The organism is Pseudomonas alkylphenolica (assembly GCF_004025535.1).
Lineage (GTDB): Bacteria > Pseudomonadota > Gammaproteobacteria > Pseudomonadales > Pseudomonadaceae > Aquipseudomonas > Aquipseudomonas alkylphenolica_A.
Map to the genome: position 1 here is coordinate 229545 of NZ_QJRG01000038.1, position 22308 is coordinate 251852.

At 57.1% G+C, this 22308-nt stretch carries 28 protein-coding genes; 6 read left to right on the forward strand and 22 right to left on the reverse strand.

Going from position 1 to position 22308, the window contains the following annotated elements; all coding sequences use genetic code 11:
* The 3 genes from DM813_RS09540 to DM813_RS09550 all read left to right on the forward strand — a co-directional run bounded on the left by DM813_RS09540 (window position 1) and on the right by DM813_RS09550 (window position 3930).
* Window positions 1–927 (forward strand): 3-keto-5-aminohexanoate cleavage protein, encoded by a 927-nt coding sequence (locus tag DM813_RS09540; protein ID WP_128323171.1) that lies wholly within the window; start codon window positions 1–3, stop codon window positions 925–927.
* A 106-nt stretch (window positions 928–1033) separates the two neighbouring features.
* Entirely contained in the window at window positions 1034–2401 is a 1368-nt protein-coding gene (locus DM813_RS09545) for an MFS transporter (protein WP_128323172.1), read from the forward strand.
* Window positions 2398–3930: a UxaA family hydrolase gene (locus tag DM813_RS09550; protein WP_128323173.1), complete on the forward strand. Its 1533-nt coding sequence runs from the start codon at window positions 2398–2400 to the stop codon at window positions 3928–3930. The genes DM813_RS09545 and DM813_RS09550 overlap by 4 nt, the downstream gene beginning before the upstream one ends.
* Before the next feature lie 62 nt (window positions 3931–3992).
* Here DM813_RS09550 and DM813_RS09555 read toward each other — a convergent pair whose 3' ends face one another.
* Window positions 3993–4685, reverse strand: a complete 693-nt coding sequence (locus tag DM813_RS09555; protein WP_241653157.1) for a GntR family transcriptional regulator — start codon at window positions 4683–4685, stop codon at window positions 3993–3995.
* A gap of 213 nt (window positions 4686–4898) precedes the next feature.
* Here DM813_RS09555 and DM813_RS09560 point away from each other — a divergent pair, with 213 nt between their 5' ends.
* Complete coding sequence (locus DM813_RS09560; protein WP_128323175.1) at window positions 4899–5423, forward strand: gamma carbonic anhydrase family protein; 525 nt, start codon at window positions 4899–4901, stop codon at window positions 5421–5423.
* 121 nt (window positions 5424–5544) lie between these two features.
* A complete protein-coding gene (locus DM813_RS09565) occupies window positions 5545–6024 on the forward strand; it encodes a GlcG/HbpS family heme-binding protein (protein ID WP_241653158.1) in 480 nt (159 codons plus the stop codon).
* Between the two features lie 87 nt (window positions 6025–6111).
* On the opposite strand, the gene DM813_RS09570 is transcribed toward DM813_RS09565, so the two are convergent.
* From DM813_RS09570 to DM813_RS09580, 3 genes are all read right to left on the reverse strand, one after another.
* Entirely contained in the window at window positions 6112–6570 is a 459-nt protein-coding gene (locus DM813_RS09570; RefSeq protein WP_128323176.1) for a hypothetical protein, read from the reverse strand.
* Window positions 6571–6780: 210 nt separating this feature from the next.
* Window positions 6781–7311: a single-stranded DNA-binding protein gene (locus DM813_RS09575; RefSeq protein ID WP_128323177.1), complete on the reverse strand. Its 531-nt coding sequence runs from the start codon at window positions 7309–7311 to the stop codon at window positions 6781–6783.
* Window positions 7312–7320: 9 nt separating this feature from the next.
* Complete coding sequence (locus DM813_RS09580; RefSeq protein WP_128323178.1) at window positions 7321–8715, reverse strand: MFS transporter; 1395 nt, start codon at window positions 8713–8715, stop codon at window positions 7321–7323.
* Between the two features lie 129 nt (window positions 8716–8844).
* Between DM813_RS09580 and uvrA the strand changes: the two genes are divergently transcribed.
* Window positions 8845–11679: an excinuclease ABC subunit UvrA gene (gene uvrA, locus DM813_RS09585; protein ID WP_128323179.1), complete on the forward strand. Its 2835-nt coding sequence runs from the start codon at window positions 8845–8847 to the stop codon at window positions 11677–11679.
* Window positions 11680–11736: 57 nt separating this feature from the next.
* On the opposite strand, the gene bfr is transcribed toward uvrA, so the two are convergent.
* From bfr to rplX, 18 genes are all read right to left on the reverse strand, one after another.
* A complete protein-coding gene (gene bfr / locus DM813_RS09590) occupies window positions 11737–12201 on the reverse strand; it encodes a bacterioferritin (RefSeq protein WP_128323180.1) in 465 nt (154 codons plus the stop codon).
* A 155-nt stretch (window positions 12202–12356) separates the two neighbouring features.
* Window positions 12357–13805: a catalase gene (locus DM813_RS09595; protein ID WP_128323181.1), complete on the reverse strand. Its 1449-nt coding sequence runs from the start codon at window positions 13803–13805 to the stop codon at window positions 12357–12359.
* Between the two features lie 204 nt (window positions 13806–14009).
* Complete coding sequence (rplQ, locus tag DM813_RS09600; RefSeq protein WP_002555463.1) at window positions 14010–14396, reverse strand: 50S ribosomal protein L17; 387 nt, start codon at window positions 14394–14396, stop codon at window positions 14010–14012.
* 42 nt (window positions 14397–14438) lie between these two features.
* Window positions 14439–15440: a DNA-directed RNA polymerase subunit alpha gene (locus tag DM813_RS09605; RefSeq protein WP_003186012.1), complete on the reverse strand. Its 1002-nt coding sequence runs from the start codon at window positions 15438–15440 to the stop codon at window positions 14439–14441.
* 22 nt (window positions 15441–15462) lie between these two features.
* Window positions 15463–16083: a 30S ribosomal protein S4 gene (gene rpsD / locus DM813_RS09610; RefSeq protein ID WP_128323182.1), complete on the reverse strand. Its 621-nt coding sequence runs from the start codon at window positions 16081–16083 to the stop codon at window positions 15463–15465.
* A gap of 15 nt (window positions 16084–16098) precedes the next feature.
* Entirely contained in the window at window positions 16099–16488 is a 390-nt protein-coding gene (gene rpsK, locus DM813_RS09615; RefSeq protein ID WP_002555466.1) for a 30S ribosomal protein S11, read from the reverse strand.
* A 30-nt stretch (window positions 16489–16518) separates the two neighbouring features.
* A complete protein-coding gene (gene rpsM, locus DM813_RS09620; protein ID WP_128323183.1) occupies window positions 16519–16875 on the reverse strand; it encodes a 30S ribosomal protein S13 in 357 nt (118 codons plus the stop codon).
* 131 nt (window positions 16876–17006) lie between these two features.
* A complete protein-coding gene (rpmJ, locus tag DM813_RS09625; RefSeq protein WP_002555468.1) occupies window positions 17007–17123 on the reverse strand; it encodes a 50S ribosomal protein L36 in 117 nt (38 codons plus the stop codon).
* 28 nt (window positions 17124–17151) lie between these two features.
* Window positions 17152–18483 carry a preprotein translocase subunit SecY gene (secY, locus tag DM813_RS09630; protein ID WP_010220319.1) on the reverse strand — a complete coding sequence of 444 codons (1332 nt, stop codon included), beginning with the start codon at window positions 18481–18483 and terminating at the stop codon, window positions 17152–17154.
* Window positions 18484–18918, reverse strand: a complete 435-nt coding sequence (rplO, locus tag DM813_RS09635; RefSeq protein WP_010220318.1) for a 50S ribosomal protein L15 — start codon at window positions 18916–18918, stop codon at window positions 18484–18486. It lies immediately after the preceding gene.
* 3 nt (window positions 18919–18921) lie between these two features.
* Window positions 18922–19098 (reverse strand): 50S ribosomal protein L30, encoded by a 177-nt coding sequence (gene rpmD, locus DM813_RS09640; protein WP_010220317.1) that lies wholly within the window; start codon window positions 19096–19098, stop codon window positions 18922–18924.
* Window positions 19099–19100: 2 nt separating this feature from the next.
* Entirely contained in the window at window positions 19101–19601 is a 501-nt protein-coding gene (gene rpsE, locus DM813_RS09645; protein ID WP_128323184.1) for a 30S ribosomal protein S5, read from the reverse strand.
* Window positions 19602–19604: 3 nt separating this feature from the next.
* Entirely contained in the window at window positions 19605–19955 is a 351-nt protein-coding gene (gene rplR / locus DM813_RS09650; RefSeq protein WP_043861927.1) for a 50S ribosomal protein L18, read from the reverse strand.
* A gap of 10 nt (window positions 19956–19965) precedes the next feature.
* Entirely contained in the window at window positions 19966–20499 is a 534-nt protein-coding gene (rplF, locus tag DM813_RS09655; protein ID WP_027982011.1) for a 50S ribosomal protein L6, read from the reverse strand.
* 12 nt (window positions 20500–20511) lie between these two features.
* Window positions 20512–20904: a 30S ribosomal protein S8 gene (rpsH, locus tag DM813_RS09660; protein WP_010220313.1), complete on the reverse strand. Its 393-nt coding sequence runs from the start codon at window positions 20902–20904 to the stop codon at window positions 20512–20514.
* A gap of 208 nt (window positions 20905–21112) precedes the next feature.
* Window positions 21113–21418, reverse strand: a complete 306-nt coding sequence (rpsN, locus tag DM813_RS09665; protein ID WP_010220312.1) for a 30S ribosomal protein S14 — start codon at window positions 21416–21418, stop codon at window positions 21113–21115.
* A 13-nt stretch (window positions 21419–21431) separates the two neighbouring features.
* On the reverse strand, window positions 21432–21971 hold the full coding sequence (gene rplE / locus DM813_RS09670; RefSeq protein WP_028944480.1) for a 50S ribosomal protein L5: 540 nt from the start codon (window positions 21969–21971) through the stop codon (window positions 21432–21434).
* Window positions 21972–21991: 20 nt separating this feature from the next.
* Window positions 21992–22306: a 50S ribosomal protein L24 gene (gene rplX, locus DM813_RS09675; protein WP_009397501.1), complete on the reverse strand. Its 315-nt coding sequence runs from the start codon at window positions 22304–22306 to the stop codon at window positions 21992–21994.
* Between the last annotated feature and the right edge of the window lie 2 nt (window positions 22307–22308).

Consider the following 22308-nt stretch of genomic DNA (forward strand, 5'->3'; position numbering starts at 1 on the left):
ATGACCCGTAAAGTCATCATTACCTGCGCCGTTACCGGCGCCATCCACACCCCTTCGATGTCCCGCTACCTGCCGGTAACCCCTGGCCAGATTGCCGAAGCCGCAATTGGTGCCGCTGAGGCTGGCGCGTCGATCGTCCACCTGCATGCGCGCAACCCGATTGATGGCAGCCCCTCGCAAGATCCTGAACTGTTCAAACAGTTTCTTCCTGCGATCAAGGAGGCAAGCGATGTGGTGATCAACCTGACGACAGGTGGAGCACCGACCATGGCGCTGGAGGATCGGCTTCGCCCGGCACACCAGTTCAAACCGGAAGTGGCCTCATTGAACATGGGCACGATGAACATGGGCCTTTACCCAATGCTCAACCGGTTCAAGGAGTTCAAACACGACTGGGAAGAACCGTACCTCGCTGGCAGCCATGACCGTATTTTCAAAAACACCTTTACCGACATCGCCCACATTCTTGAGTCATGCAGCGAAAACGGCACGCGCTTCGAGATCGAATGCTATGACATCGGGCACCTCTACACGGCTGCCCACTTCATTGATCGTGGGCTGATCAAACCGCCATTTCTGATCCAGTCGGTATTCGGCATTCTCGGCGGTATCGGCGGTCACCCCGAAGATGTCCTGCATATGCGACGCACAGCAGACCGGCTGTTCGGCGACGACTATCAATGGTCGGTACTGCCAGCAGGCAAGCAACAAATGAGCATCGGCGCGCAATCGGCCACGTTGGGCGGACACGTTCGTGTCGGGCTTGAAGACTCACTGTGGGATGGACCCGGCCAGTTGGCAAAAACCAACGCGGATCAGGTGCTGCGCATGCGCAAGATTATTGAAGGACTTTCCCTTGAGGTGGCGACACCCGATGACGCCCGGGAAATCCTCAAACTCAAAGGTGGCGATAACGTTAATTTCTAAGCACGGGGGCTAACCCCCTTAAAACTATCCAGAGGATATACCGCTCACAACAGGGCGCTGCACAGCAGCGTCCTGGAACTCTATCCTCATGAGGAGAACCTGAGCCATGTTCGCTACGCCCCACACAAAAACACAACAGGGACCGACGCTGAACGCTTTGATGTTTCGCAAACTAATGCCGATGTTGGTGTTTGCTTACGTCATCAGCTTTCTGGACAGAACCAACATCTCACTTGCCAAAACCCACATGGCCGTCGACCTGGGCATCTCCGCGGCCGCCTACGGGTTCGGTGCCGGGCTTTTTTTCCTCACCTATGCGCTGATGGAAGTACCCAGCAACCTGATCATGCACCGCGTCGGCGCCCGCCTGTGGATAACCCGGATCATGATCACCTGGGGGTTACTGTCCGCCGGTATGGCCTTCATTACCGACGAAACCTCGTTCTACATCGCCCGCGCCCTGCTCGGGGCCGCCGAAGCGGGGCTGTTCCCTGGGGTAATGCTCTATCTGACCTATTGGTTTGGCCGTGAGCAAAGGGCCCGGGCAAGCGGCTATTTCCTCATCGGAGTTTGCCTGGCAAACATCATCAGCGGCCCGATTGGCGGGCTGTTGCTGGAGATGGACGGAATCCTCGGCTGGCACGGCTGGCAATGGCTGTTCTTTCTGGAAGGCATTCCTGCTGTGCTCTTCTCTATCGTCATCTGGCGCAAGCTTCCAGATGGGCCATCCACTGCACGCTGGCTGTCAAAGGAGCAAGCCCGTGAGGTAGAGCAGAACCTCAAGAAAGAACATGACGAGGAAGTTGCTTCCGGCAACGTGGGTCACTCGTTCAAGGGCGTCATTAAAATCCCGCAACTGTGGCTGGCCATCGTTGTGTACTTTCTGCATCAGATCAGCGTTTACTCGGTCATCTTCTTTTTGCCCGGCATTATCGGCACCTACGGCGGTTTGACCTCTGTGCAAATCGGGCTGCTCAACTCAATTCCCTGGGTGGCTGCGGCACTGGGCGCCGCGTTCCTGCCCAAATACGCAACAACGCCGAAGTTATCCCGCAACATAATGTTTTCCGGCCTGCTGCTCATGTCGGCCGGGTTGACCCTCGCCGCGTTTACCTCACCCTTGGTTGCCCTTATCGGCTTTACGCTGACGGCCTCGATGTTTTTTGTAGTTCAGCCGGTGATATTCCTCTTCGCCAGTTCACGTCTGGCGGGTGCCGGTATGGCGGCCGGGCTTGCGCTGGTAAACACGTTCGGCATCACCGGTGGTTTCTTCGGCCCTTCCTTGCTGGGCTTCGTCGAGCAAACAACGGGAAGCACCAAAAACGGGCTCATCATCGTTGCCGCTCTTCTGACCCTGGCAGCCTTCCTGAGCCTGCGGTTGCGTCAGGCGCACGAAACAATCACGCCCACTCGGGACAACATCGTATTGCCCCATGCCACACCGTGCATTGCTGAAAACTCGAGGACAAAATGAACAGCACTTCTCTGGCACTGAAACTGCACCCCAACGATAACGTCGCGATCGCACGCGCGCCTGTCTCTCAAGGCGACGTGGTCACCGAGTTCGGCAATGACCCCATCGTGGTGCGCGCCGATGTACCGGCGGCGCACAAGATCGCGCTTGCATACGTGAACTCAGGCGACCCTGTTTTGCGCTACGGGCAAATCATCGGGTTTGCGACGCAAGCCATTGTGCCCGGCGACTATGTGCACACGCACAACCTGGAAATGGCGACGTTCGAGAGGGACTACGCCTTCGGTGAGGATGCCCGGATCGCCTCCCCTGCCGTCTCTCCCGTTACCTTTCAAGGCTTCGTCCGCACCGACGGTCGGGTGGCTACCCGCAATTACATTGGTGTGGTGAGCACCGTGAACTGCTCCGCCACGGTGACCAAGATGGTCGTCGAACATTTCTCACGCAGCGGTGCACTTGAGGCCTACCCGAACGTGGATGGCGTAGTGCCGATCACCCACAGCTTTGGGTGCTGCATCGAGCACAACGGCGAGGGGGTGAATCAGCTGCGGCGAACGCTTGGCGGGTTCATCAAGCACGCCAACTTTGCGGGCGTGGTGGTCATCGGCCTGGGGTGTGAAGCCAACCAGATGGATGCGCTGTTCATGGCCCAGGGCATCGAAACCGGCACACTTATCGCCCCTGTGGTGATTCAGGACGTTGGCGGAACCCGCAATGCCGCAGATGCAGCCATTGCCGCAGTGGAATCCATGCTGCCGGTTGCCAATGCGTGCCGGCGCGAACCGGTATCGGCCAAACACCTGACCGTCGCGCTGCAGTGCGGCGGTTCAGATGGGTACTCGGGAATCACCGCCAACCCCGCACTCGGTGTGGCTGTCGACTTGCTCGTAGCCCAGGGCGGGACGGCCATCCTCAGCGAGACGCCCGAGATCTACGGCGCCGAACACCTGCTGACACGGCGCGCGGCAACCCGTGAGGTCGGCCAAGGTATCGTCGACCTGATCAAATGGTGGGAAAGCTACGCAGACCGCGAAAAAGGCAGCATCGATAACAACCCCACACCGGGCAACAAGGCGGGCGGCCTGACGACCATTCTGGAAAAGTCGCTGGGCGCAGTTGCCAAGAGCGGCTCCTCGGCACTCATGGGGGTGTACCGTTACGCCGAGCCCATTACCGCCCGCGGCCTGGTGTTCATGGATGCACCTGGCTATGACCCGATGGGTGCTACAGGCCAGATCGCCAGCGGCGCCAACCTGGTAGCGTTCACCACCGGCCGAGGCTCGTGCTTTGGCGCCAAGCCTGCTCCGTCGATCAAGCTTGCCACCAACACCAGGATGTACACACGGATGAAGGACGACATGGACATCAATTGCGGGGACGTCATGGATGGCGATGCCACGCTTGAGTCGAAGGGAAAAGAAATCTTCGACATGTTCATTCGCGTGGCGTCTGGAGAACAATCCAAAAGTGAGGCGTTGGGCGTAGGCAACGAAGAAACAGTGCCCTGGATGATCGGTGCCCAGATGTAAGTAACAAGCAAAAAAAGAGGCGATCTGTTTACCAGATCGCCTCTTTTTTGTTGCCGTAAGAACTAATCAGTTTCGACAGGCTTGACTGAATCGGCCACGATCAGTGCACCCGTATTCAGGATGAAATCAGCCGCACTGGTAATGTCGTTCTGCAGTGACTGACAAGCAGCAACAGGGTCTCGATTCTTTAACGCTTCGACCATCGCCGCGTGGTGGCTGGCTTGCACCCGCTGAACCACCCGTTCAGTGCCGGATCGCAGGTCATAATTGAGAATAGGCCCGATTCTTAACCACAACGACTCGACGATCTGCAGCAGGATAGGCATCTGCGCCTGATTGTAGATTGCGAAATGCAATTCTTTATTCAGTGCAATGAGTCGGGACTCATCAGGCGTGCTCTTGGCAAACTCGCGGCAAGAGGCGTCGTGAATACCCTCGATCTCCCGCAACGCCTTGGCGCCAACCAGTTCCGCAGCGCGTGCCGCCGCCTGCCCTTCCAGATTCAAGCGGATACTGGTGATTTCCCGGAACTGGCTGACGGTCAGCACAGGCACGCGAATGAAGCGGTTCGCCGACATTTCCAGCGCCTGCTCGGCAACCAGCCGGTGTACCGCCTCTCGAACCGGCATGACGCTGACGCCCAGCGCATCCGCGATGGACCTGAGTGAAAGTTTTTCCCCTGGCATCACGCGTCCGCTGATCAGCAGGTCGCGCAGCTGGGCGTAAACGTCCGCACTGAGGGTCTGGCGGACCATGGGTGTTACGAGTGTCGATAGGTTCATGGACAGGATTATAAGCAGATTCAACCGCCCCGGCATACAACAAAATGGCATCTGTGATCACAGACTGAGGCAAGCGATCAATCGGTATCCTCTGCTTAATTAAGTCTTGTGCAAAGATCAAAATCCGTGATCACATATCACTCAGGAACAACATTCCTCCACACCGCCAAAGGGAAGTAATGCCTTATGAAATATCGTTTGGGAGACCTCAGCGTTGATGCTCATCCGCAGAGCTGGGTAGCACCCACCGCCACCGTGATAGGCCGGGTGCGCCTGGAGAAGAATGCCAGTGTCTGGTTCGGTGCGGTCATTCGTGGCGACAACGAACTGATCACGATTGGTGAAGGCTCCAATGTCCAGGACGGTGCCATTCTGCACACGGATGAGGGATTTCCATTGACCGTGGGGAACGATGTCACCATTGGTCATCAAGCAATGCTTCATGGATGTGTAATTGGTGATGGCAGCTTGATTGGCATTCAGGCGGTTGTCCTCAACGGCGCCCAGGTCGGTGCGAACTGCCTGATTGGCGCCAAGGCGCTTGTTACTGAAAAGATGGTCATCCCGGACGGGTCTTTGGTAGTAGGCTCGCCTGCCAAGGTCGTGCGTACGCTCAGTGAACAGCAGCAAGCAGGCATACGCGCCAACGCAGTGAGTTATGTCGCCAATGCACATCGCTTTCTGGCGGAGCTTGAAGAAGATAACAAGTGACTTCAGGAGATTGCGTGAAGGCGATCAGAAAGGGATGACTGTTATTGAGGAATAAGCCTACTCCATCATCGAGAGGCCCCTTGCTACGTTGGCACGCCGTACTCAAGGAGTGCGACACGCCATGAAAACAGCACGTCACCTGGCTGCGCTTATCGCCCTGATTGGGCCGTTGATGCTCACCTGCCCCGCCTTGGCCTCCCCTGCTGCGATTACATCGCACATGGCGCAAACCATGGCCGATGCTGCAGCACAGGCCGCCCAGGAAAAAGGGTTTTCGATCGTAGTAAGCATTGTCGATAACCATGGCAACCTCAAACACATGCATCGCATGGACAACACCAGCGCCGGCAGTATCGAGGTGTCCCGACTCAAGGCGTCGACCTCCGCTTATTTTCCGGTCTCAACCAAAGCGCTGGCCGAACGCAGTGCCGGGTTTGCAAGTAACCCTTACGCCGCGATTCCGGGTTTTCTGCTGCTGGAAGGTGGGTTGCCCATCATGAGCAAGAGCGGTGTGCATATCGGCGGCATTGGCATCAGCGGCGCAACGCCGGAGCTGGATGCGGCATTTGCCCAAGTGGCGATTGACCGGTTGAATCAGTAACCGACCATCCCCCAATACAAAAATCCTGGCAATACCAGTGCCAGGATTTTTGTATTGGGCACGGCTATTTAAAAGTAGTTAAATCCGCTATGGCTTTATCGACACATTGAAGTTGTCATCAGCCAAATGGCGAATATCAACTTCACTGCTGACGTCACGCCCATCGTACCCTATGAAGCTGTAGTTGGCCTGCAGGAAGGCTTCGCGAGTCATGGGCCCCTTCGAAATTAAATTCCCCCCCAGTGCACAAAAAACACCACCTACCGTTGTAATAGGGCCCGGGTACATCTGGATATACTCCAGCACGGTTGGACCTGACTGCCTGTCATAATAGATGATGGATGGCCCGAAAATGAGCGTTGCAAGCCCAACCACACTTACTGAAAAGCCGGTAAATAGCAGTAGACGTCCGAAAGGAACAGCACCTGCGTCCTGCCCTTCGAGATATGCCGCATATTTATCGGTAAACCCGACAACATGGCAGTCTTCTGCTGCGGACTTCAACGCTATTATAATTTTCGGATTTTCTTCAGTGCCGACTTGCATGATCCACTCCTTTGAAAAAGTGAATACTACGCAGTGACGACATCAAATAAAGTCAGATCAAATAGCTTCAGAAACTTCCCACGCAAAATATAAACTTTTCCGCATAGCGCAATCAGTTCGCAAGCGCGCTACCAACTAACTACAACACATAAACAAAAAACCCGTGACACAAGGCCACGGGTTCTTGGGACAACCGACTCAGGCAGCTGATCAGAACGGAATATCGTCATCAAAGCTGTCGAAATCCGGAGCCGGCTGCGGAGCGGCTTGCTGAGGAGCAGGACGCTGTTGCGGTGCCGACTGCTGCGGACGCGGTGCTTGCTGGCGTGGCGCCTGGTTGTAGTTGCCGCCCTGGTTGCCACCCTGGTTGTACTGGTTGCCGCCTTCCTGGTTCTGCGGACGGCCGCCCAGCAGCTGCATGGTGCCCTGCATGTCGACGATGATTTCAGTGGTGTAGCGCTTGATGCCGTCTTTTTCCCACTCGCGGGTCTGCAGCTTGCCCTCGATGTAGACCTGCGAACCTTTGCGCAGGTACTCGCCGGCGATCTCGGCAACCTTGCCGAACATCGAAACGCGGTGCCACTCAGTGCGCTCGACCTTCTGGCCGGTCTGCTTGTCGGTCCACTGCTCGCTGGTAGCCAGGCTCAGGTTGGTCACGGCGTTACCGTTGGGCAGGTAGCGGACTTCGGGATCCTGACCGCAAGTGCCGACCAGAATGACTTTGTTAACCCCACGGGCCATAACGTTCTCCTAGGCTTCGCACGCTGCGGAGGCCGGGTTTACCAGGCGTTCCAGAGTCGTACGATCCAAAATTTGTGTATCAAGTTTGATATAGATGGCGGCTTCATCGGCCACCACCACTGCGTCGGTCACACCCGGAACGGCCAACAACCGCTCGGTCAGTCCAGCCTCACGGACCGCTTCGGCCGACAACGGCATGCGCAGGCTGGTCACGTACGGCGGCTCACGCATGCTCAAGGCAACGATCCACCACACGGCACACAAGGCTGCACAGCCCAGGAACACCGTGCTCAGACCGCCGTGCTGGAACAACCAGCCGCCGAGAATTCCTCCCAGCGCGGCGCCCAGGAACTGGCTGGTGGAATACACCCCCATGGCCGTCCCTTTGCCACCGGCAGGCGACACCTTGCTCACCAGCGAAGGCAGCGATGCCTCCAGCAGGTTGAATGCCGTAAAGAATATCACGGTGCCGATCACCAGTTCGTGCAAGTTGTCAGCCGACAGCCAGAAGAACAGTTCGGTAAGCATCAACACACTGACCGCGCCCAGCAGGACACGTTTCATCTTGCGCTTTTTTTCGCCATAGATAATGAACGGGATCATTGCAAAAAATGAGATCAGCAGCGCTGTCAGGTAGACCCACCAGTGCTCTTCTTTAGGCAGGCCGCCACGCTCGACGAACGCCAGCGGCAAGGCAACGAAGCTGGCCATCAGGATTGCATGCAGGACGAAAATACCTACATCCAGTCGCAGCAGATCAGGATGGCGCAAGGTCGGCCCCAAGGCCTGCTTGGCCACACCGGATTCACGGTGCTGCAACGCGCCATGCGACGCCGGCACCACAAACGCGATCAGGGCGATACCGACCAGGGCCATGGCCGCGGTAGCCAGGAACAGCCCCGACAAGCCAAAGGCACGAGTCAGCAACGGCCCCACGACCATGGCAACGGCAAACGACAAACCGATGCTCATGCCGATCATGGCCATGGCCTTGGTCCGGTGTTGCTCGCGGGTCAGGTCCGAGAGCAGCGCCATCACGGCGGCAGAAATCGCCCCGGCGCCCTGCAGGACACGACCGGCAATCACGCCCCAGATCGAATCGGCTTGAGCCGCCAGCACACTGCCAAGGGCAAAGATGACCAGGCCCAGGTAAATCACCGGGCGCCGGCCAATGCGATCGGAAATGACCCCGAACGGGATTTGCAGGAATGCCTGGGTCAGGCCGTAGGCTCCAATGGCCAGGCCAATCAACGCGGGGGTGGCGCCAGCCAGGTCCATGCCATAGGTGGCCAGTACCGGCAGGACCATGAACATGCCCAGCATGCGGAAGGCAAATACCAGGGCCAGGCCGCCTGCGGCGCGGGTTTCGCTGCCACTCATGCGTTCGCTGTGGGTATCGTGCATGGATAAACCTCGTGTGAACCGGCGGCGATTCTACCAGTCCCATCGCGTAACGGCATCTACGTGACGCTTTGCCGCGTACTGGCAGGGAGCCGTATACTCAACCGTTTAAGCCCGCCAAGCGAGGCCGCAGTGGACAAGATCCTGATTCGTGGGGCACGGACCCACAACCTGAAGAACATCGACCTGACGCTCCCCCGGGACAAGCTGATCGTTATCACCGGCCTGTCCGGTTCCGGCAAGTCGTCGCTGGCCTTCGATACGCTGTATGCCGAAGGACAGCGGCGCTACGTCGAATCGCTGTCTGCCTACGCGCGGCAATTTCTGTCGATGATGGAAAAGCCTGATGTCGACACGATCGAGGGGCTGTCACCCGCCATCTCCATCGAGCAGAAGTCGACCTCGCACAACCCGCGCTCGACCGTCGGCACCATTACCGAGATCTACGACTACCTGCGCCTGCTCTACGCCCGTGTGGGGACTCCACGCTGCCCGGATCACGACATCCCGCTGGAAGCCCAGACTGTCAGTCAGATGGTCGATCTGGTGCTGGCCCAGCCCGAAGGCAGCAAGCTGATGTTGCTGGCCCCGGTGATCCGCGAACGCAAGGGCGAGCACCTGGCGGTGTTTGAAGAACTGCGCGCGCAAGGCTTCGTCCGCGCCCGGGTCAACGGAAAGTTGTTCGAGCTTGATGAGCTACCCAAGCTCGACAAGCAGAAAAAGCACACCATCGAAGTCGTCGTGGACCGTTTCAAAGTCCGCGAGGACCTGCAGCAGCGTCTGGCCGAGTCGTTCGAGACCGCGCTGAAACTGGCCGACGGCATTGCCCTGGTGGCCTCGATGGACGACGAGCCATTCGAGGAGATGATCTTCTCGGCCCGCTTCGCCTGCCCGATCTGCGGACATGCCATCAGTGAGCTTGAGCCCAAGCTGTTTTCGTTCAACAACCCGGCGGGCGCCTGCCCGACCTGCGACGGCCTGGGGGTCAAGCAGTTCTTCGACATCAAGCGCCTAGTCAACAGCGAACTGACCCTGGCCGAAGGCGCGATCCGCGGTTGGGACCGGCGCAACGTCTATTACTTCCAGATGCTCGGCTCACTGGCCGCGCACTATGACTTCAGCCTGGAAGTGCCCTTTGGCGAACTGCCGGCCGACCAGCAGAAAGTCATCCTCAATGGCAGCGGCAAACAAAACGTCGACTTCAAGTACCTCAACGACCGCGGCGACATCGTCAAACGTTCGCACCCGTTCGAAGGGATCGTGCCAAACCTTGAGCGCCGCTACCGCGAGACCGAGTCGGCGACCGTGCGTGAAGAGCTGGCCAAGTTCCTCAGCACCCAGCCCTGCCCGGATTGCCGCGGCACGCGCTTGCGTCGCGAAGCGCGTCACGTCTGGGTCGGTGAGAAGACCCTGCCGGCCGTCACCAACCTGCCCATCGGCGATGCCAGCGACTACTTCGGTGGCCTCAAGCTGACTGGCCGTCGCGGTGAAATCGCCGACAAGATCCTCAAGGAAATCTGTGAACGCCTGCAGTTTCTGGTCAACGTCGGCCTCGACTACCTCACCCTCGACCGCAGTGCCGACACCCTGTCCGGTGGTGAAGCCCAGCGCATTCGCCTGGCCAGCCAGATCGGCGCCGGCCTGGTCGGGGTGATGTACATCCTCGATGAACCGTCCATCGGCCTGCACCAGCGCGACAACGACCGCCTGCTGGGCACCCTCAACCACCTGCGTGATATCGGCAACACGGTCATCGTGGTCGAGCACGACGAGGATGCGATCCGTCTGGCCGACTATGTCGTCGACATCGGCCCCGGTGCCGGTGTGCACGGCGGCCAGATCGTTGCCGAAGGCACCCCCGCAGAAGTGATGGCACATCCCGACTCATTGACCGGCAAGTACCTGTCGGGTCGGGTCAAGATCGCAGTGCCGGCCAAACGCACACCGCGCAACAAGAAGCTGTCGATCAAGCTCAAAGGCGCGCGCGGCAACAACCTGCAGAACGTCGACCTGGAAATCCCGATCGGCCTGCTGACCTGTGTCACCGGGGTTTCTGGCTCAGGCAAATCGACGCTGATCAACAACACGCTGTTCCCGCTGAGCGCCACCGCCCTCAACGGTGCCAGCACGCTTGAGGCGGCGGCACACGACAGTTGTGATGGCCTGCAGCACCTGGACAAAGTGGTGGACATCGACCAGAGCCCGATCGGTCGTACGCCGCGTTCGAACCCGGCGACCTACACCGGGTTGTTCACCCCGATCCGCGAACTGTTTTCCGGGGTGCCCGAGTCACGCTCGCGTGGTTATGGGCCGGGGCGTTTTTCGTTCAACGTCAAAGGCGGCCGCTGCGAAGCGTGCCAGGGCGACGGCCTGATCAAGGTCGAAATGCACTTTCTGCCGGACATCTACGTGCCCTGCGATGTCTGCAAGAGCAAGCGCTACAACCGCGAGACCCTGGAAATCAAATACAAAGGCAAGAACATCCACGAAGTCCTGGAGATGACCATCGAGGAAGCCCGGGAGTTCTTCGACGCGGTGCCCGCCTTGGCGCGCAAGCTGCAAACCCTGATGGATGTCGGTCTGTCTTACATCAAGCTGGGACAGTCGGCGACCACCCTCTCCGGCGGTGAAGCGCAGCGGGTGAAGCTGTCCCGTGAGCTGTCCAAGCGCGATACCGGCAAGACCCTGTACATCCTCGACGAACCGACGACAGGCTTGCACTTTGCCGACATCCAGCAATTGCTCGATGTACTGCACCGCCTGCGCGACCACGGCAACACGGTGGTGGTGATCGAACACAACCTGGACGTGATCAAGACGGCCGACTGGATTGTCGACCTCGGCCCCGAGGGGGGTTCCAAGGGCGGCCAGATCATTGGCTTCGGCACACCGGAGGAAGTGGCCGAGATGAAACAGTCCCACACCGGCTACTACCTCAAGCCGCTGCTGGAACGCGACCGGGCCTGACGCCCATGAAAAAGCCCCTGTCATTCGCATGACAGGGGCTTTTTAACAGCAGGCAGATTACATCTGCGACTGGAGGTAGTTTTCCAGGCCAATGGACTTGATCAGCCCCTGCTGCTTCTCCAGCCAGTAGGTGTGATCTTCTTCCGTGTCGGCCAGCTGCAAGCGCAGGATATCGCGGCTGATATAGTCCTTGTGCAACTCGCACAGCTCGATGCCTTTACACAGTGCTGCGCGCACCTTGTATTCCAGGCGCAGGTCAGCGGCGATCATTTCCGGTACGGTGGTGCCGACGTCCAGATCATCAGGACGCATGCGCGGTGTACCTTCAAGCATGAGGATACGACGCATCAGGGCATCGGCGTGCTGGGTCTCTTCTTCCATCTCGTGGTTGATGCGCTCGTAGAGCTTGCTCAAGCCCCAGTCTTCGTACATGCGCGAATGGATGAAATACTGATCGCGTGCCGCCAGTTCGCCCGTCAGCAACGTGTTGAGATAATCGATTACGTCCGGGTGACCTTGCATCGCCCTGCCTCTCCCTGTGTGAAAGTCATAGTTTGAACCAGGATCATCGAGAGGTCACTTGGAATTGGGCAAAAAAGTGCAAAAAAGCGGGTAAACAGTAGTGATATTCATTGAAAAACCGCCCAAATGAGGGCGGTTCTTCTTATCACTTCGACTTAGGCGAGATTTATGCCCAAAGCCTTGGCAATACCTTCTCCATAGGCCGGATCGGCCTTAAAGAAGTGCTGCAACTGACGCTGCACAACATCCGCCGAGACCGCGGTCATGGCGCCGGCAATGTTGCTGATCAGCAGGGCTTTCTGCTCAGCGTTCATCAAGCGGAACAGCGCACCGGCGTGGCTGTAGTAATCGGTGTCTTCGCGATGATCGTAACGATCCGCCACACCGTTGAGCTCCAGTGCCGGCTCGGCGAACTGCGGTGCCTGTTTGGGCGCATTACCGTAGCTGTTCGGCTCGTAGTTCGGCGTCGCACCACCGTTACTGCCAAACGCCATGCTGCCATCGCGCTGGTAGCTGTTCACCGGGCTACGTGGGGCGTTTACCGGCAATTGCTGATGGTTGGTACCAACGCGGTAGCGGTGGGCGTCTGCATAGGCAAACACGCGTCCCTGGAGCATGCGGTCAGGCGACAGGCCAACACCCGGAACCATGTTGCTCGGCCCGAACGCGGCCTGCTCGACTTCGGCGAAGTAGTTGAGCGGGTTGCGGTTGAGTTCCAGCTCGCCGATCTCAATCAGCGGGTAGTCCTTTTGCGACCAGGTCTTGGTCACGTCGAACGGGTTCTCATCGCGGCTTGCCGCTTCTTCTTCGCTCATTACCTGGATGCATACTGCCCATTTCGGGAAGTCGCCGCGCTCGATCGCTTCGAACAGATCGCGCTGGGCATAATCCGGGTCAGTACCGGCCAAGCGTGCTGCATCGGCAGGTGCCAGGTTCTTGATGCCCTGCTTGGTCTTGAAGTGCCACTTGACCCAGGTGCGCTGACCGCAGGCATTGATCAAGCTGTAAGTGTGGCTGCCAAAACCGTGCATGTGGCGATAGCCGTCCGGAATGCCACGGTCAGAGAACAGAATCGTGACCTGATGCAGCGCCTCCGGCGAGTGCGACCAGAAGTCCCACATCATCTGTGCACTTTTCAGGTTGCTTTGCGGCAAACGTTTCTGGGTGTGGATAAAGTCGGGGAATTTCAGCGGGTCGCGAATGAAGAACACCGGGGTGTTGTTGCCGACGATGTCCCAGTTACCTTCTTCGGTATAGAACTTCACCGCAAAACCACGCGGGTCACGCTCGGTATCCGCCGAGCCGCGCTCGCCGCCGACAGTGGAAAAGCGCAGGAAGGTTTCGGTCTGCTTGCCGACAGCGCTGAACAGCTTGGCATAGCTGTACTGGGAAATGTCCCGGGTCACAGTGAACGTGCCATAGGCACCCGAACCTTTCGCGTGTACGCGACGCTCGGGGATGTTTTCGCGATTGAAGTGGGCAAGCTTTTCAATCAGGTGAAAATCATCCAGCAACAACGGCCCGCGTGGACCCGCAGAACGCGAGTTCTGGTTATCGGCAACCGGTGCGCCGCTGGCGGTCGTCAGTGTCTTGGTCTGGCTCATGCGCTATCTCCTTATCGGTCTTGAACTGCATCGGTCTCGACATGCATCGGTCCCAAACGGCCGGCTAATCGGCTTGCAGTGAGTATCGACCAGAACTATGACAGCAACAAATTTATTACCTGACTTATATCAATAGATTATTACAATACATGTAGACACAAAAAACCGGGCACTAGGCCCGGTTTTTTGTTTCAGACTGACGTCTTATTCAGCAGCTTCTACCGAGCCACCGACAGGACGATCAACCAGCTCGACGTACGCCATTGGTGCGTTATCGCCAGCGCGGAAGCCGCACTTGAGGATACGCAGGTAGCCGCCCTGACGGGTGGCATAGCGCTTGCCCAGATCGTTGAACAGCTTACCGACGATTTCTTTCGAACGGGTACGGTCGAAAGCCAGACGACGGTTAGCTACGCTGTCTTCCTTGGCCAGGGTGATCAGCGGCTCGGCAACGCGGCGCAGTTCCTTGGCTTTTGGCAGGGTAGTTTTGATCAGCTCGTGCTCGAACAGCGACACCGCCATGTTCTGGAACATAGCCTTGCGGTGAGAGCTGGTACGGCTCAGGTGACGTCCACTTTTACGATGACGCATGATTCATTCCTTACCAAACACTACGTTCGGTGATTACGACGATCAGGCAGTCGCCTTGTCGTCTTTCTTAAGACTTGCAGGCGGCCAGTTGTCGAGGCGCATGCCGAGGGACAGACCACGGGAGGCCAGAACGTCCTTGATTTCAGTCAGGGACTTCTTGCCCAGGTTCGGAGTCTTCAACAGTTCTACTTCGGTGCGCTGAATCAGATCGCCGATGTAGTAAATGTTCTCCGCCTTAAGGCAGTTGGCCGAACGCACGGTCAATTCCAGATCGTCAACCGGACGAAGCAGGATCGGATCGATCTCGTCTTCCTGTTCGACTACCACTGGTTCGCTGTCACCTTTGAGGTCGACGAACGCAGCCAACTGCTGTTGCAGAATGGTTGCAGCACGACGGATAGCCTCTTCAGGATCCAGAGTACCGTTGGTTTCCAGATCAATAACCAGCTTGTCCAGGTTGGTACGCTGCTCGACACGGGCGTTTTCCACCACGTATGCGATACGGCGAACCGGGCTGAACGAAGAGTCAAGCTGCAAGCGACCAATGCTGCGGCTTTCGTCTTCATCGCTCTGACGCGAATCGGCCGGCTCATAACCACGACCACGAGCTACGGTGAGCTTCATGTTCAGGGCGCCGTTAGACGCCAGGTTAGCGATTACGTGATCGGGGTTAACGATCTCGACATCATGATCCAGCTGAATATCGGCAGCGGTAACCACCCCCGAACCCTTTTTCGACAAGGTCAGCGTAACTTCGTCACGACCGTGCAGTTTGATAGCCAGGCCTTTCAGGTTCAACAGGATTTCAATGACATCTTCCTGTACACCTTCGATTGCCGAGTACTCATGGAGTACACCGTCAATCTCGGCCTCGACTACTGCACAGCCAGGCATAGAGGACAACAGGATGCGGCGCAGCGCGTTGCCCAGGGTATGGCCAAAGCCACGCTCGAGAGGCTCGAGCGTGATTTTAGCGCGGGTTGGACTGACGACCTGCACATCAATGTGGCGGGGCGTCAGGAACTCATTTACCGAAATCTGCATGGATGCACCTATTTTCTAGCCCTTACTTGGAGTAGAGCTCGACAATCAGGCTTTCGTTGATGTCGGCGGACAGGTCACTGCGAGCTGGAACGTTCTTGAAAACGCCCGACTTCTTGGCAGCATCCACATCTACCCACTCAACGCGGCCACGCTGGGCGCACAGTTCAAGGGCTTGAACAATGCGCAGCTGGTTCAGCGATTTCTCGCGAACTGCGACCACGTCACCCGGACGAACTTGGTAGGACGGAATGTTTACAGTCTTGCCGTTGATGCTGATCGCTTTGTGCGAAACCAGCTGACGGGATTCGGCACGAGTAGCGCCAAAGCCCATACGATAAACGACGTTATCCAGACGGCATTCGAGCAGTTGCAGCAGGTTCTCACCGGTAGCACCCTTCTTGGCGGCTGCTTCCTTGTAGTAACCACTGAACTGACGCTCGAGAACGCCATAGATGCGACGTACTTTTTGTTTCTCGCGCAGCTGGGTACCGTAGTCGGACTGACGGCCACGGCGCTGGCCGTGGATACCTGGGGCTGCTTCGATGTTGCACTTCGATTCCAGAGCGCGAACGCCGCTCTTCAGGAACAGATCGGTGCCTTCACGACGAGACAGTTTGCATTTTGGACCAATGTAACGTGCCATTTATCTGTCTCCTGATTACACGCGGCGCTTCTTCGGCGGACGGCACCCGTTATGCGGGATTGGCGTCACGTCGGTGATGCTGGCGATCTTATAGCCACAACCGTTCAAAGCACGAACAGCGGACTCACGACCTGGACCTGGACCCTTGACGTTTACGTCGAGGTTCTTCAGACCATATTCCAGCGCAGCTTGACCAGCACGCTCAGCAGCTACTTGAGCAGCGAACGGGGTGGACTTGCGGGAACCGCGGAAACCCGAACCGCCGGAGGTAGCCCAGGACAGGGCGTTACCTTGACGATCGGTAATGGTCACGATGGTGTTGTTAAAAGAGGCATGGATGTGGGCGATGCCATCAACCACTGTCTTTTTAACTTTTTTACGAGGACGAGCAGCAGGTTTTGCCATTTCTAAATTCCTGTCGATTCGCTGGTGCGATTACTTGCGGATCGGCTTACGCGGACCTTTACGGGTACGCGCATTGGTCTTGGTACGCTGACCGCGTACTGGCAGACCCCGACGATGACGCAGGCCGCGGTAGCAACCCAGGTCCATCAAACGCTTGATTTTCATGTTGATGTCACGACGCAGATCACCTTCGGTGATGTACTTCGCAACTTCAGTACGCAGCGATTCAACCTGCTCGTCGCTCAGATCCTTGATCTTAGCGGCTGGGTTGACCCCAGTAGCTTCGCAGATTTTCTGCGAAGTAGTGCGACCAACACCATAGATGTAGGTCAGCGAGATAACAGTATGCTTGTTATCTGGAATGTTGACGCCTGCAATACGGGCCATTCAGTGGGACTCCAATTGACAGCTACCTACGCCCCGGAAGCCAAGAAATAGGGCGCGAGATAATATCGCTGTAGAAACAAATAATCAACCCAGCAGCACACTAGCTGCTGGGTTTGAAGCGCAGATCACACTCAGCCTTGGCGCTGTTTGTGACGTGGTTCCGCACTGCAAATTACTCGAACAACACCTTCGCGGCGAATAATTTTGCAGTTACGGCACAGCTTTTTCACCGATGCACGAACTTTCATCACCAACTCCTCGAACCTTAAGGGTCTCTCAGCGCAGCAAACCACTGCCGCCGTAGCCTTTCAGGTTGGCTTTCTTCATCAGGGATTCGTACTGGTGCGAAACGAGGTGCGATTGTACTTGGGACATGAAGTCCATCACAACCACTACCACAATCAGCAACGAGGTCCCGCCAAGGTAGAACGGAACGTTTGCCGCAACCACCAGGAACTGGGGAAGCAGACAGACGGCCGTCATATAAAGAGCACCGAACATGGTCAAGCGGGTCAGAACGCCATCAATGTAGCGCGCCGACTGCTCACCTGGACGGATGCCCGGAATAAAGGCACCGGACTTCTTCAGGTTTTCCGCTACGTCTTTCGGATTGAACATCAACGCCGTATAGAAGAAGCAGAAGAAAATAATCCCTGCACTAAACAGCAGAATATTCAACGGCTGACCAGGAGCGATCGACTGCGAGATGTCCTGCAACCAGCCCATACCTTCGGACTGACCGAACCAGGCACCCAGCGAAGCCGGGAACAGCAAAATGCTGCTCGCGAAAATGGCAGGAATTACGCCCGCCATGTTCACCTTCAGCGGCAAGTGGCTGGTCTGCGCAGCGAAGACCTTACGGCCCTGCTGACGCTTGGCGTAGTGAACGGCGATTCGACGCTGACCACGCTCAATGAACACCACAAAACCGATAATCGCTACTGCCAGCAAACCGATTGCGACCAGAGCGAAAATGTTGATATCGCCTGTACGTGCAGACTCGAAAGACTGCCCGATTGCTCTCGGAAGACCGGCGACGATACCTGCGAAGATCAACATCGAGATACCGTTGCCTACACCGCGCTCCGTGATCTGCTCACCCAGCCACATCATGAACATTGCGCCTGCCACAAACGTGGAAACCGCAACGAAATGGAAGCCAAAATCAGCAGAGAACGCCACGCCCTGACCGGCCAGACCAATGGACATGCCAATGGCCTGGACCAGCGCCAGGATTACGGTGCCGTAGCGGGTGTACTGGCTGATCTTGCGACGGCCAGCTTCACCTTCCTTCTTCAACTGCTCCAGCTGCGGGCTGACGGCGGTCATCAGCTGCATGATGATCGATGCCGAAATGTACGGCATGATCCCCAGTGCAAAGATGCTCATCCGTTCCAGCGCGCCGCCGGAAAACATGTTGAACAAGCTAAGAATGGTCCCCTCATTCTGTCGAAACAGTTCCGCCAGCCGGTCCGGGTTGATACCTGGAACTGGGATGTGTGCGCCTATCCGATAGACGATGATCGCCAGGAACAGAAAACGCAGACGAGCCCAAAGTTCAGACATCCCGCCTTTACCGAGCGAAGAGAGAGCACCTTGCTTAGCCATTTATTCCTCGAACTTGCCGCCAGCTGCTTCGATAGCCGCACGCGCACCTTTGGTGGCTGCGATACCCTTGATGGTGACTGCGCGAGTAACTTCGCCCGACAGCATGATTTTCACACGCTGTACGTTCTGGTTAATCACGTTGGCATCCTTCAGGGATTGCACGGTGACAACGTCGCCTTCCACTTTGGCCAGCTCGGACAGACGCACTTCTGCGCGGTCCATGGCTTTCAGGGAAACGAAGCCGAATTTCGGCAGACGACGGTGCAGCGGCTGTTGACCGCCTTCAAAGCCTGGAGCGATGGTGCCACCGGAACGGGAGGTCTGACCTTTGTGGCCACGGCCACCAGTCTTACCCAAACCGCTACCGATACCACGGCCCGGACGATGCTTCTCGCGACGGGAACCCGGCGCTGGACTCAGATCATTGAGTTTCATCGATTAACCCTCGACGCGCAGCATGTAGTAAGCCTTGTTGATCATCCCGCGATTCTCGGGAGTATCCAGGACTTCTACAGTGTGACCGATGCGGCGCAGACCCAGACCCTTAACACACAGTTTGTGGTTAGGGAGACGGCCGGCGGTGCTTTTGATCAGCGTTACTTTAACGGTAGCCATGATCAGCGGATCTCCTCAACGCTCTTGCCGCGCTTGGCAGCAATGGACTCAGGAGATTGCATAGCCTTCAGACCCTTGAAAGTGGCGTGAACCACGTTTACAGGGTTAGTCGAGCCGTAGCACTTGGCCAGGACGTTCTGAACGCCAGCAACTTCCAGGACGGCACGCATTGCGCCACCGGCGATGATACCGGTACCTTCAGAGGCAGGCTGCATGTACACCTTCGACGCGCCATGGGCGGACTTGGTAGCGTACTGCAGAGTGGTGCCGTTCAGGTCAACCTGAATCATGTTGCGGCGGGCAGCTTCCATGGCTTTCTGGATCGCAGCAGGTACTTCGCGCGATTTGCCACGGCCGAAGCCGACACGACCTTTACCATCACCAACCACGGTCAACGCGGTGAAAGTGAAGATACGGCCGCCTTTAACGGTTTTTGCTACGCGGTTAACTTGAACCAGCTTCTCGATGTAGCCTTCGTCGCGCTTTTGATCGTTATTTGACATAACTTAGAACTCCAGTCCGCCTTCACGAGCACCATCAGCCAGCGCTTTCACACGGCCGTGATACTTGAAGCCAGAACGGTCAAAGGCAACTTGAGATACACCGGCGGCTTTCGCGCGCTCAGCTACCAGCTTGCCAACCTTAGTGGCCGCGTCGATGTTGCCAGTGGCGCCATCACGCAGGTCTTTGTCCAAAGTCGAGGCGCTGGCCAGGACTTTGCTGCCGTCGGCCGAAATGACCTGGGCGTAGATGTGCTGCGAGGAGCGGAACACGCAGAGACGCACGACTTCGAGTTCGTGCATTTTCAGGCGTGCTTTGCGAGCGCGACGCAGTCGAGTAACTTTTTTGTCGGTCATTTGCTAGGCCCTACTTCTTCTTGGCTTCTTTACGACGGACGACTTCGTCCGCGTAACGCACACCCTTGCCTTTGTACGGCTCTGGTGGACGGAAGTCGCGGATTTCAGCGGCCACCTGACCTACCAGCTGCTTGTCGATGCCCTTGATCAGGATATCGGTCTGGCTTGGGGTCTCAGCGGTGATGCCCTCAGGCAATTCGTAATCCACTGGATGCGAGAAGCCGAGCGCAAGGTTCAGCACAGTGCCTTTAGCCTGAGCTTTGTAACCAACACCGACCAGCTGGAGCTTGCGCTCGAAGCCTTGGCTTACGCCTTGGACCATGTTGTTTACCAGAGCACGGGTAGTACCGGCCATAGCGCGAGTTTGTTGATCGCCATTGCGAGCAGCGAAACGCAGCTCACCAGCTTCTTCAACGATTTCTACTGACGAGTGAACGTTCAGTTCGAGAGTGCCCTTGGCACCCTTCACCGAAAGCTGCTGACCGACGAATTTAACTTCGACGCCTGCTGGCAGCTTAACGGGGTTCTTAGCGACGCGAGACATGCTTATCCCCCCTTAGAACACTGTGCAGAGAACTTCGCCGCCGACACCGGCAGCGCGCGCAGCACGATCAGTCATCACACCTTTGTTGGTGGAGACGATAGACACGCCCAGACCGCCACGTACTTTCGGCAGTTCTTCGACGGACTTGTACTGACGCAGGCCTGGACGACTTACGCGCTTGACTTCTTCGATGACTGGACGGCCTTCGAAGTATTTCAGCTCGATGGAAAGCGATGGCTTTACTTCGCTGCTGACTTGGTAGCCAGCGATGTAACCTTCGTCTTTCAGAACTTTGGCTACCGCAACCTTCAGAGTCGACGAAGGCATGCTTACGACGGACTTTTCAGCCATCTGGGCATTACGGATGCGAGTTAGCATGTCCGCTAACGGGTCCTGCATACTCATGGGCTAGACGCTCCTGATACAAGAAAAATTAGCCTCTCGGCTACTACAGTCACCTAAGCGGCCAGGTCAAAAAACCCGGGCTCAGGAGAGCCGGTCATTCTAGACAGATCCCAGAAACGAAACAAGCCCCAGAAGGGGCTTGTTTCGTTGCAATGTCACCGGTGGTCGGAAGATTGCTCCTCCGCCACCTGGACGCTGCCGGCACGTCTTACCAGCTGGCTTTAACCAGACCTGGAACGTCACCGCGCATTGCTGCTTCACGCAGCTTGTTACGGCCGAGGCCGAACTTGCGGTAAACGCCGTGTGGACGGCCGGTGATGCGGCAGCGGTTACGCAGGCGCGAAGCGCTGGCGTCACGTGGCTGCTTCTGCAGAGCTACGACAGCGGCAAAACGCTCTTCTGGAGTTGCTTCCAGGTTAACGATGGTCGCTTTCAGCTCGGCACGCTTCTTGGCGTACTTGGCAACAGTGAGCTGACGCTTCAGCTCACGGTTTTTCATGCTCTTCTTGGCCATTTTCCTACTCCAATCAGTTGCGGAACGGGAATTTGAAAGCACGCAGCAGAGCGCGGCCTTCGTCATCGTTCTTGGCAGTGGTGGTCAGGGTAATGTCCAGACCGCGCAGAGCATCGATCTTGTCGTAGTCGATTTCCGGGAAGATGATCTGCTCTTTCACGCCCATGCTGTAGTTGCCACGACCATCGAAGGACTTGGCATTCAGGCCGCGGAAGTCGCGAACCCGAGGCAGGGAGATCGCCAGCAGGCGGTCCAGGAATTCGTACATACGATCACGGCGCAGAGTAACTTTAACGCCGATCGGCCAGCCCTCACGGACTTTGAAGCCCGCGATGGATTTCCGAGCGAAAGTCACAACGGCTTTCTGACCGGTGATCTTCTCCAGGTCAGCAACAGCGTGCTCGATGACTTTTTTGTCGCCGACAGCTTCGCCCAGACCCATGTTCAGGGTGATCTTGGTAACGCGCGGAACTTCCATCACGTTCGCCAGCTTAAGTTCTTCCTTAAGCTTCGGAGCAATTTCCTTCCGGTAAATCTCTTTCAGTCGTGCCATGGTCTTCTACCTAGCAGTGTTCAAGCATCAACCGCTTTTTGGGTCGACTTGAAGACACGAATTTTCTTGCCGTCTTCTACTTTGAAACCAACGCGGTCAGCCTTGTTGGTTTCGCCGTTGAAAATGGCGACGTTGGAAGCGTGCAGTGGCGCTTCTTTCTCGACGATACCGCCTTGTACGCCCGACATCGGGTTAGGCTTGGTATGACGCTTCACCAGGTTGATCCCACCAACGACCAGACGGTCGTCAGCGAGAACCTTGAGCACCTTACCGCGCTTACCTTTGTCTTTGCCGGCGATCACGATGATCTCGTCGTCACGACGAATCTTTTGCATGT

Excerpts from the sequence above, each read along its gene's own strand:
- DM813_RS09545 (WP_128323172.1), top strand. The coding sequence starts at position 1,034 with ATGTTCGCTACGCCCCACACAAAAACACAACAGGGACCGACGCTGAAC.
- rplR (WP_043861927.1), bottom strand. The coding sequence starts at position 19,955 with ATGACCGACAAAAAAGTTACTCGACTGCGTCGCGCTCGCAAAGCACGC.
- DM813_RS09565 (WP_241653158.1), top strand. The coding sequence starts at position 5,545 with ATGAAAACAGCACGTCACCTGGCTGCGCTTATCGCCCTGATTGGGCCG.
- rpsE (WP_128323184.1), bottom strand. The coding sequence starts at position 19,601 with ATGTCAAATAACGATCAAAAGCGCGACGAAGGCTACATCGAGAAGCTG.
- secY (WP_010220319.1), bottom strand. The coding sequence starts at position 18,483 with ATGGCTAAGCAAGGTGCTCTCTCTTCGCTCGGTAAAGGCGGGATGTCT.
- rpsK (WP_002555466.1), bottom strand. The coding sequence starts at position 16,488 with ATGGCAAAACCTGCTGCTCGTCCTCGTAAAAAAGTTAAAAAGACAGTG.
- DM813_RS09560 (WP_128323175.1), top strand. The coding sequence starts at position 4,899 with ATGAAATATCGTTTGGGAGACCTCAGCGTTGATGCTCATCCGCAGAGC.
- rpsD (WP_128323182.1), bottom strand. The coding sequence starts at position 16,083 with ATGGCACGTTACATTGGTCCAAAATGCAAACTGTCTCGTCGTGAAGGC.
- DM813_RS09540 (WP_128323171.1), top strand. The coding sequence starts at position 1 with ATGACCCGTAAAGTCATCATTACCTGCGCCGTTACCGGCGCCATCCAC.
- DM813_RS09595 (WP_128323181.1), bottom strand. The coding sequence starts at position 13,805 with ATGAGCCAGACCAAGACACTGACGACCGCCAGCGGCGCACCGGTTGCC.
- rpsN (WP_010220312.1), bottom strand. The coding sequence starts at position 21,418 with ATGGCCAAGAAGAGCATGAAAAACCGTGAGCTGAAGCGTCAGCTCACT.
- rplO (WP_010220318.1), bottom strand. The coding sequence starts at position 18,918 with ATGAAACTCAATGATCTGAGTCCAGCGCCGGGTTCCCGTCGCGAGAAG.
- rpsH (WP_010220313.1), bottom strand. The coding sequence starts at position 20,904 with ATGAGTATGCAGGACCCGTTAGCGGACATGCTAACTCGCATCCGTAAT.
- bfr (WP_128323180.1), bottom strand. The coding sequence starts at position 12,201 with ATGCAAGGTCACCCGGACGTAATCGATTATCTCAACACGTTGCTGACG.
- rpmJ (WP_002555468.1), bottom strand. The coding sequence starts at position 17,123 with ATGAAAGTTCGTGCATCGGTGAAAAAGCTGTGCCGTAACTGCAAAATT.
- DM813_RS09555 (WP_241653157.1), bottom strand. The coding sequence starts at position 4,685 with ATGGTCCGCCAGACCCTCAGTGCGGACGTTTACGCCCAGCTGCGCGAC.
- DM813_RS09580 (WP_128323178.1), bottom strand. The coding sequence starts at position 8,715 with ATGCACGATACCCACAGCGAACGCATGAGTGGCAGCGAAACCCGCGCC.
- DM813_RS09605 (WP_003186012.1), bottom strand. The coding sequence starts at position 15,440 with ATGCAGATTTCGGTAAATGAGTTCCTGACGCCCCGCCACATTGATGTG.
- DM813_RS09575 (WP_128323177.1), bottom strand. The coding sequence starts at position 7,311 with ATGGCCCGTGGGGTTAACAAAGTCATTCTGGTCGGCACTTGCGGTCAG.
- rplQ (WP_002555463.1), bottom strand. The coding sequence starts at position 14,396 with ATGCGTCATCGTAAAAGTGGACGTCACCTGAGCCGTACCAGCTCTCAC.
- rpmD (WP_010220317.1), bottom strand. The coding sequence starts at position 19,098 with ATGGCTACCGTTAAAGTAACGCTGATCAAAAGCACCGCCGGCCGTCTC.
- rplE (WP_028944480.1), bottom strand. The coding sequence starts at position 21,971 with ATGGCACGACTGAAAGAGATTTACCGGAAGGAAATTGCTCCGAAGCTT.
- rpsM (WP_128323183.1), bottom strand. The coding sequence starts at position 16,875 with ATGGCCCGTATTGCAGGCGTCAACATTCCAGATAACAAGCATACTGTT.
- DM813_RS09550 (WP_128323173.1), top strand. The coding sequence starts at position 2,398 with ATGAACAGCACTTCTCTGGCACTGAAACTGCACCCCAACGATAACGTC.
- rplF (WP_027982011.1), bottom strand. The coding sequence starts at position 20,499 with ATGTCTCGCGTCGCTAAGAACCCCGTTAAGCTGCCAGCAGGCGTCGAA.
- rplX (WP_009397501.1), bottom strand. The coding sequence starts at position 22,306 with ATGCAAAAGATTCGTCGTGACGACGAGATCATCGTGATCGCCGGCAAA.
- DM813_RS09570 (WP_128323176.1), bottom strand. The coding sequence starts at position 6,570 with ATGCAAGTCGGCACTGAAGAAAATCCGAAAATTATAATAGCGTTGAAG.